2 protein-coding genes are annotated in these 6,656 nt (G+C 74.0%); both read left to right on the top strand.

Features of this window, described 5'->3' with window-relative positions; all coding sequences use genetic code 11:
• A partial coding sequence (locus VT50_RS24395) for a type I polyketide synthase (protein ID WP_143645263.1) occupies positions 1-4,403 on the top strand: 4,403 nt, incomplete at its 5' end.
• Positions 4,404-4,477: 74 nt separating this feature from the next.
• Positions 4,478-6,656: type I polyketide synthase (locus VT50_RS24390; protein WP_143645262.1), on the top strand; the 2,179-nt coding region annotated here is incomplete at its 3' end.

The raw sequence follows: 6,656 nt of genomic DNA, 5'->3' as shown, positions 1-6,656 counted from the left end.
GGCGGGCTGCGGTCTCGTCGTTCGGCTTCAGCGGCACCAACGCACACACGATCATCGAGCAGGCCCCCGAGGTCGAACCGGCGGAGGCCGCCCCGGCCCCGGTCGCCCAGCCGTCCGTTCTGCCGTGGCTGCTCTCCGGCAAGAGCGCCGACGCGCTGCGCGCCCAGGCCACGCGGCTGCTCGCCGACCTCGACCGGCGGCCCGACGTCTCGCTCACCGACCTCGGCTACTCGCTCGCCACCACGCGCGCCGCGCTGGACCACCGCGCGGTCGTGGTGGGCGCGGACCGTGCCGGGCTGGTCGCGGGTCTGGCGGCGCTGGCGGACGGCGAGTCGGCGGCCGGTCTCACGCAGGGCTCGGTGGCCGAGGGCAAGGTGGCGTTCCTGTTCACGGGGCAGGGGAGTCAGCGGCTCGGCATGGGTCGTGAGTTGTATGACGCCTATCCGGTGTTCGCGGAGGCGCTGGACGAGGTCTGCGACGCGCTGGACCTCCACCTCGAACGGCCGCTGAAGACCGTGCTGTTCGGGGAGGACGTTGAGGCGCTGGATCAGACGGGCTTCACTCAGCCCGCGCTGTTCGCCATCGAGGTGGCGTTGTTCCGGCTGGTGGTGGCCTGGGGTGTGAAGGCTGACTTCCTGTCCGGGCATTCGATCGGTGAGGTGGCCGCCGCGCATGTGGCCGGTGTGCTGTCGCTGGCTGATGCCGCGAAGTTGGTGGCGGCGCGTGGGCGGTTGATGCAGGAGCTGCCCGCGGGTGGTGCGATGGTGGCGGTGGAGGCGTCGGAGGATGAGGTGGCGCCGCTGCTGACCGAGCGGGTGTCGATTGCCGCGCTGAACGGGCCGTCGTCGGTGGTCGTCGCGGGTGATGAGGACGCGGCTGTCGCCATCGCTGCCGGTTTCGAGGCGCAGGGCCGTAAGACCAAGCGGCTCACGGTCAGCCACGCGTTCCACTCGCCGCGCATGGACGGGATGCTCAACGCGTTCCGCGAGGTGGCCGAGGGGCTGACCTACGAAGCTCCGCGCATTCCCCTCGTCTCCAACCTCACCGGGGACGTGGTCTGCGCCGAGGAGATCGCCACCCCCGGCTTCTGGGTCCGCCACGTCCGCGAGGCAGTCCGCTTCCTCGACGGTGTACGGACCCTGGAGGCCCAGGGCGTCACCACCTACCTCGAACTCGGCCCCGACGGTGTGCTCACCGCCATGGCCCAGGAGTGCGTCGCCAACGCCGACACGGCCGGTTTCGCCACCGCGCTGCGCAAGGACCGGCCCGAGGCCGAGGCGCTGACGGCCGCCGTCGCGCGGGCCCACGTCCGTGGTGTGGCGGTGGACTGGAGGGCGTTCTTCGCGGGGACCGGTGCCCAGCGCACCGAGCTGCCCACGTACCCCTTCCAGCGCGAGCGCTACTGGCTGGAGGCTCCCGCCGGGACCATCGGCGACGTGGCCTCGGCCGGTCTGGGCGCGGCCGGTCACCCGCTGCTGGGTGCGGCGGTGGAGCTGCCCGACTCCGAGGGCGTCCTCTTCACGGGTCGGCTCTCGCTCCGTACCCACCCCTGGCTGGCCGACCACGCCGTCATGGACACCGTGCTGCTGCCCGGAACGGCCCTGGTCGAGCTGGCGGTTCGGGCCGGTGACCAGGTCGGTTGCGATCTGCTGGAGGAGCTGACCCTCGAGGCGCCGCTGATCCTGCCGGAGCGCGGCGGAGTGCAGCTGCGGGTCGCCGTGGACGAGCCCGGCGGCCCTGACGGCCCCGACAGCTCAGCCGGGCGGCGCGCGCTGACCGTCTACTCGCGGCTGGAGGACGCCACCGACGAGCCGTGGATCCGGCACGCCTCCGGTGTGCTCACGGTCTCCGGCCCCTCCGGGATCCCAACCGCCCCGGCGGTGTGGCCCCCGGCCGCTGACACGGCCTCCACCGCGACCACCGCCCTCGAACCGCTCGACGTGGACGGGCTGTACGACGGCTTCGCCGCCCTCGGCCTCGCCTACGGCCCGGTGTTCCAGGGGCTGCGCAGGGCGTGGCGGCGCGGGGACGAGGTGTTCGCCGAGGTGGCGCTGGACGAGGCCCGGCAGGGCGAGGCCCGTGCGTACGGGCTGCACCCGGCGCTGCTGGACGCCGCGCTGCACACGGTGGCGCTCGGCGGGTTCTTCCCGGCCGAGGAGGCGGGCCAGGCGCGGCTGCCGTTCTCGTGGGACGCCGTACGGCTGCACGCGGTCGGCGCGACCGCGCTGCGGGTGCGGGTCTCCCCGGCCGGGCGCGGCGCGGTGGCGCTGGAGATCAGCGACGAGGCCGGTGCCCCGGTGGCGTCGGTGGGCTCGCTGGCGCTGCGGCCGCTGGACGCCGAGCAGTTCGCGGGCGCCCGTACCGCACACCACGAGGCGCTGTTCCGGGTCGGCTGGGCCGCGTTGCCCACCCCCGCGGCGCCGCGGCGGCCGGACGACACCGCCCTGTGGGCCGTCCTGGACGGCTTCGGCGGCGGCGATCTGAAGCTCACGGCCGCGCTGACGGACGCGGACACCGGTATCGAGGCGGAGACGTACGCGGGGCTTCCCGCGCTCGCCGAGGCGGTGGAGGCCGAGGGGATCGCACCCGATGTGGTCCTGGTGCCGTGCCTGCCCGACCTGGGCACGCCCGGGGACACCGCGGGCGCCGCGCACACCGTTGTCCGGCGCACGCTGGCGCTGGTCCAGGAGTGGCTTGGGGACGAGCGGTTCGCCGACTCCCGGCTGGTCCTCCTCACCCGTGGCGCCGTGGCCGTGACCACGATGGCCGACGGCGCTGAGGCGGCTGAGGCGGCCGAGGGCGTGGACGACCTGACGCACGCCGCCGCGTGGGGCCTGGTGCGCTCGGCACAGGCCGAGCACCCGGGCCGGTTCGTCCTGGTCGACGTCCAGGGAGACATCGACGTCCACGGCGCCCACGCCAGCCCCACCCCCCACGGCTGGCTCCCCGCTCTCGTGGCGGCCCTACGGGCCGATGAGCCGCAGCTCGCCGTGCGTGGCGGGGTCGTTCACGCGCCGCGGCTCGCGCGGGTGGCGGCCCTGGACGAGGCGGGGGTACCCGGGCTGGACCCGGCCGGGACCGTGCTGGTCACCGGCGCGTCCGGCACCCTGGGCGGGGTGTTGGCCCGCCATCTGGTGACCGAGCGCGGCGCCCGGAGGCTGGTGCTGACCAGCCGCCGGGGCGACCGAGCGGAGGGCGCCGCCGAACTCGCCGCAGAGCTCGGCGGGTTGGGCGCCGAGGTCACCTGGGCGGCCTGCGACGCGGCCGACCGCACCGCCCTGGCCGAGGTCATCGCGGCCATCCCCGCCGGGCACCCCCTCACCGCCGTGATCCACGCGGCGGGCGTGCTCGACGACGGGACCGTCGAATCCCTCACCCCCGAGCGCGTGGACCACGTCCTGCGGCCGAAGGTGGACGCGGCGTGGAACCTGCACGAGCTCACCCGGGACAACCCGGATCTGTCGGCGTTCGTGCTGTTCTCCTCCGCCGCCGGTGTGTTCGGCAATCCGGGGCAGGGCAACTACGCGGCGGCCAACACCTTCCTGGACGCCCTCGCCCAGCACCGCCGCGCCCAGGGCCTGCCCGCCGTCTCCCTGGCCTGGGGGCTGTGGGAGGACGAGGGCGGCATGGCCGCGACCCTCGCGACCGCCGACCGGCAGCGGATGAGCCGCGGCAGCATGGGCGCGCTGAGCAACGCCGAGGGCCTGGCCCTGTTCGATGTGTCAGGCGTGGCCGGACACGCGGTGCTGATCCCCGCCGCCCTGGACATCGCCGCCCTGCGCGCCCAGTCCACGGCCGGGGTCGCCCCGCTGCTGCGCGGGCTGATCCGTACCCCCGTACGGCGCGCCGCGGCCGGTGGCGGCGGCGGTGCGGACGGGGCGGCGGGCCTCGCCGAGCGACTGGCGGGCATGTCCGCGGCCGAACGGGACCGCTTCCTGCTCAACCTCGTCTGCGGTCAGGTGGCCACCGTGCTCGGGTACGGCGGCGCGGCGGCGATCGAACCCGGCGCGGCCTTCAAGGAGCTGGGCTTCGACTCGCTCACCGCCGTCGAACTCCGCAACCGGCTCGGCGCGGCCACCGGCCTCCGGCTGCCCGCCACGCTGATCTTCGACTATCCGACCCCCGACGCCCTGGCCGACCACCTGCGCGCGGAACTCCCGCACGGGGACGGCGGCGGTCCGTCGGTGTTCGGCGAACTCGACCGGCTGGAAGCCGCCCTGGCGGTGGCCGCGGACGACAGCGTCACCCGCTCCAGGATCACCATGCGCCTCCAGGCGCTCCTGGCGAAGTGGAACGACGCCCAGGACGCCACCGGCGACGGCGACACCGACGACCACGACCTCGAATCCGCGACCGACGATGAGCTCTTCGACCTGCTCGACGACGAACTCGGCTCCTCCTGAACGGGAGCGTTCTGAACACATGGAACCCATGGAACCCATGAGCACCACCTCCCTCTTCGCAAGGAGCCGACGCAATGGTGAATAACGAGGACAAGCTCCGGGACTACCTCAAGCGGGCCACCGCCGATCTGCGTCAGGCCCGCCGCCAGCTCCGCGAGGTCGAGGAGCGGCACCAGGAGCCCATCGCGATCGTCGCGATGAGCTGCCGCTACCCCGGCGGGGTCAGCACCCCCGAGGAGCTGTGGCGGCTCGTCCTGGACGGCCAGGACGCGATCTCCGGCTTCCCCGCGGACCGTGGCTGGGACGTCGAGTCCCTTTATGACGCCGACCCCGACCAGGCGGGCGCCAGCTACGTCAACGAGGGCGGGTTCCTCTACGACGCGGGCGGCTTCGACCCGGCGGTCTTCGGGATCTCGCCGCGCGAGGCCATGGCGATGGACCCACAGCAGCGGCTGCTGCTGGAGAGCTCGTGGGAGGCGTTCGAGCGGGCCGGGATCGACCCGACCGGGCTGCGCGGCCACCGGACCGGTGTGTTCGCGGGCGTGATGTACCACGACTACACCTCGCGGCTGGACTCCGTGCCCGAGGGCGTCGAGGGCTTCCTCGGCACCGGCAGCTCCGGCTCCATCGCCTCCGGCCGGGTGTCGTACACCTTCGGTCTCGAGGGCCCGGCGGTCACGGTCGACACGGCGTGCTCGTCGTCGCTGGTCACCCTGCACATGGCGGTGCAGGCGCTGCGCAACGGCGAGTGCTCGCTGGCGCTCGCGGGCGGTGTCACCGTGATGGCCACGCCCTCGACGTTCACCGAGTTCAGCCGCCAGCGCGGGCTCGCCGCCGACGGCCGCTGCAAGCCCTTCGCCGCCGCCGCGGACGGCACCGGCTGGGGCGAGGGCGTGGGCATGCTGCTGGTCGAGCGGCTGTCGGACGCGCGCAGGAACGGCCACCCGGTGCTGGCCATCGTCCGTGGCTCGGCGATCAACCAGGACGGCGCGTCCAACGGCCTGACCGCGCCCAACGGCCCGTCCCAGCAGCGCGTCATCCACCAGGCGCTCACCAACGGCCGCCTCTCCGCCGCCGATGTGGACGCCGTGGAAGCACACGGCACCGGTACGACGCTGGGCGACCCGATCGAGGCTCAGGCGCTGCTCGCCACCTACGGCCAGGAGCACACCGAGGACCAGCCGCTGCTGCTCGGCTCCATCAAGTCCAACATCGGTCACACCCAGGCCGCCGCCGGTGTCGCCGGGATCATCAAGATGGTCATGGCCATCCGCCATGGCGTACTGCCCAAGACACTGCACATCGACGAGCCGACCCCCCATGTGGACTGGTCGGCGGGCGCGGTGTCGCTGCTCGCCGACACCACACCCTGGCCGGAGACCGGCCACCCGCGCCGCGCCGCCGTGTCCTCCTTCGGCTTCAGCGGCACCAACGCCCACACCATCCTGGAGCAGGCCCCCGCCGAGGAGACCGAGGAGGCCGAAGGAGCCACCGGGGAACCGGCGGCCCCGGCGAAGCGGCTGGACGTCCTGCCGTGGGCGGTGTCGGGCAAGAGCGCGGCGGGGCTGCGTGCCCAGGCCGAGCGGCTGCTGGCCCACCTAGAGGCCGACCCGTCCCTCGGCCCGCTGGACGTGGCACTCTCGCTGACCACCACCCGGGCCCAGCTCGACCACCGCGCCGTGGTGCGCGGCCACGACCGTGACGCCCTGCTGGCCGGGCTCACCGCCCTGGCCGAGGGCGGTATGGCGGCGGGCCTCGCACAGGGCTCCGTCGTCGGCGGCCGTACGGCGTTCGTGTTCCCGGGGCAGGGGTCGCAGTGGGCCGGGATGGCGGTGGAGTTGATGGACGCCTCACCCGTCTTCGCCGCGCGGATCGAGGAGTGTGCGGCGGCGCTGGCGGAGTTCACCGACTGGTCGTTGGTGGAGGTGTTGCGCGGTGCGGAGGGCGCGCCGTCGTTGGAGCGGGTGGATGTGGTCCAGCCGGTGCTGTGGGCGGTGATGGTGTCGCTGGCGGAGCTGTGGCGCTCGCTGGGTGTCGTGCCCGCCGCGGTGATCGGTCACTCGCAGGGTGAGATCGCCGCCGCGTGTGTGGCGGGAGCCCTGTCGCTGAAGGATGCCGCCCGTGTGGTGGCGCTGCGCAGTCAGGCCATCGGCCGGGTGCTCGCGGGCAAGGGCGGCATGGTGTCGGTGGCGCTCCCGGTGGCGGAGGTGCGCGAACGGATCACACCGTGGGGCGAGGGGCGGATCTCCATCG

The organism is Streptomyces antioxidans (assembly GCF_000968685.2).
Taxonomy (GTDB): Bacteria; Actinomycetota; Actinomycetes; order Streptomycetales; family Streptomycetaceae; genus Streptomyces; species Streptomyces antioxidans.
Note: the sequence above shows the minus strand (reverse complement) of the source record. Positions and strands in the feature narration are given on the sequence as shown.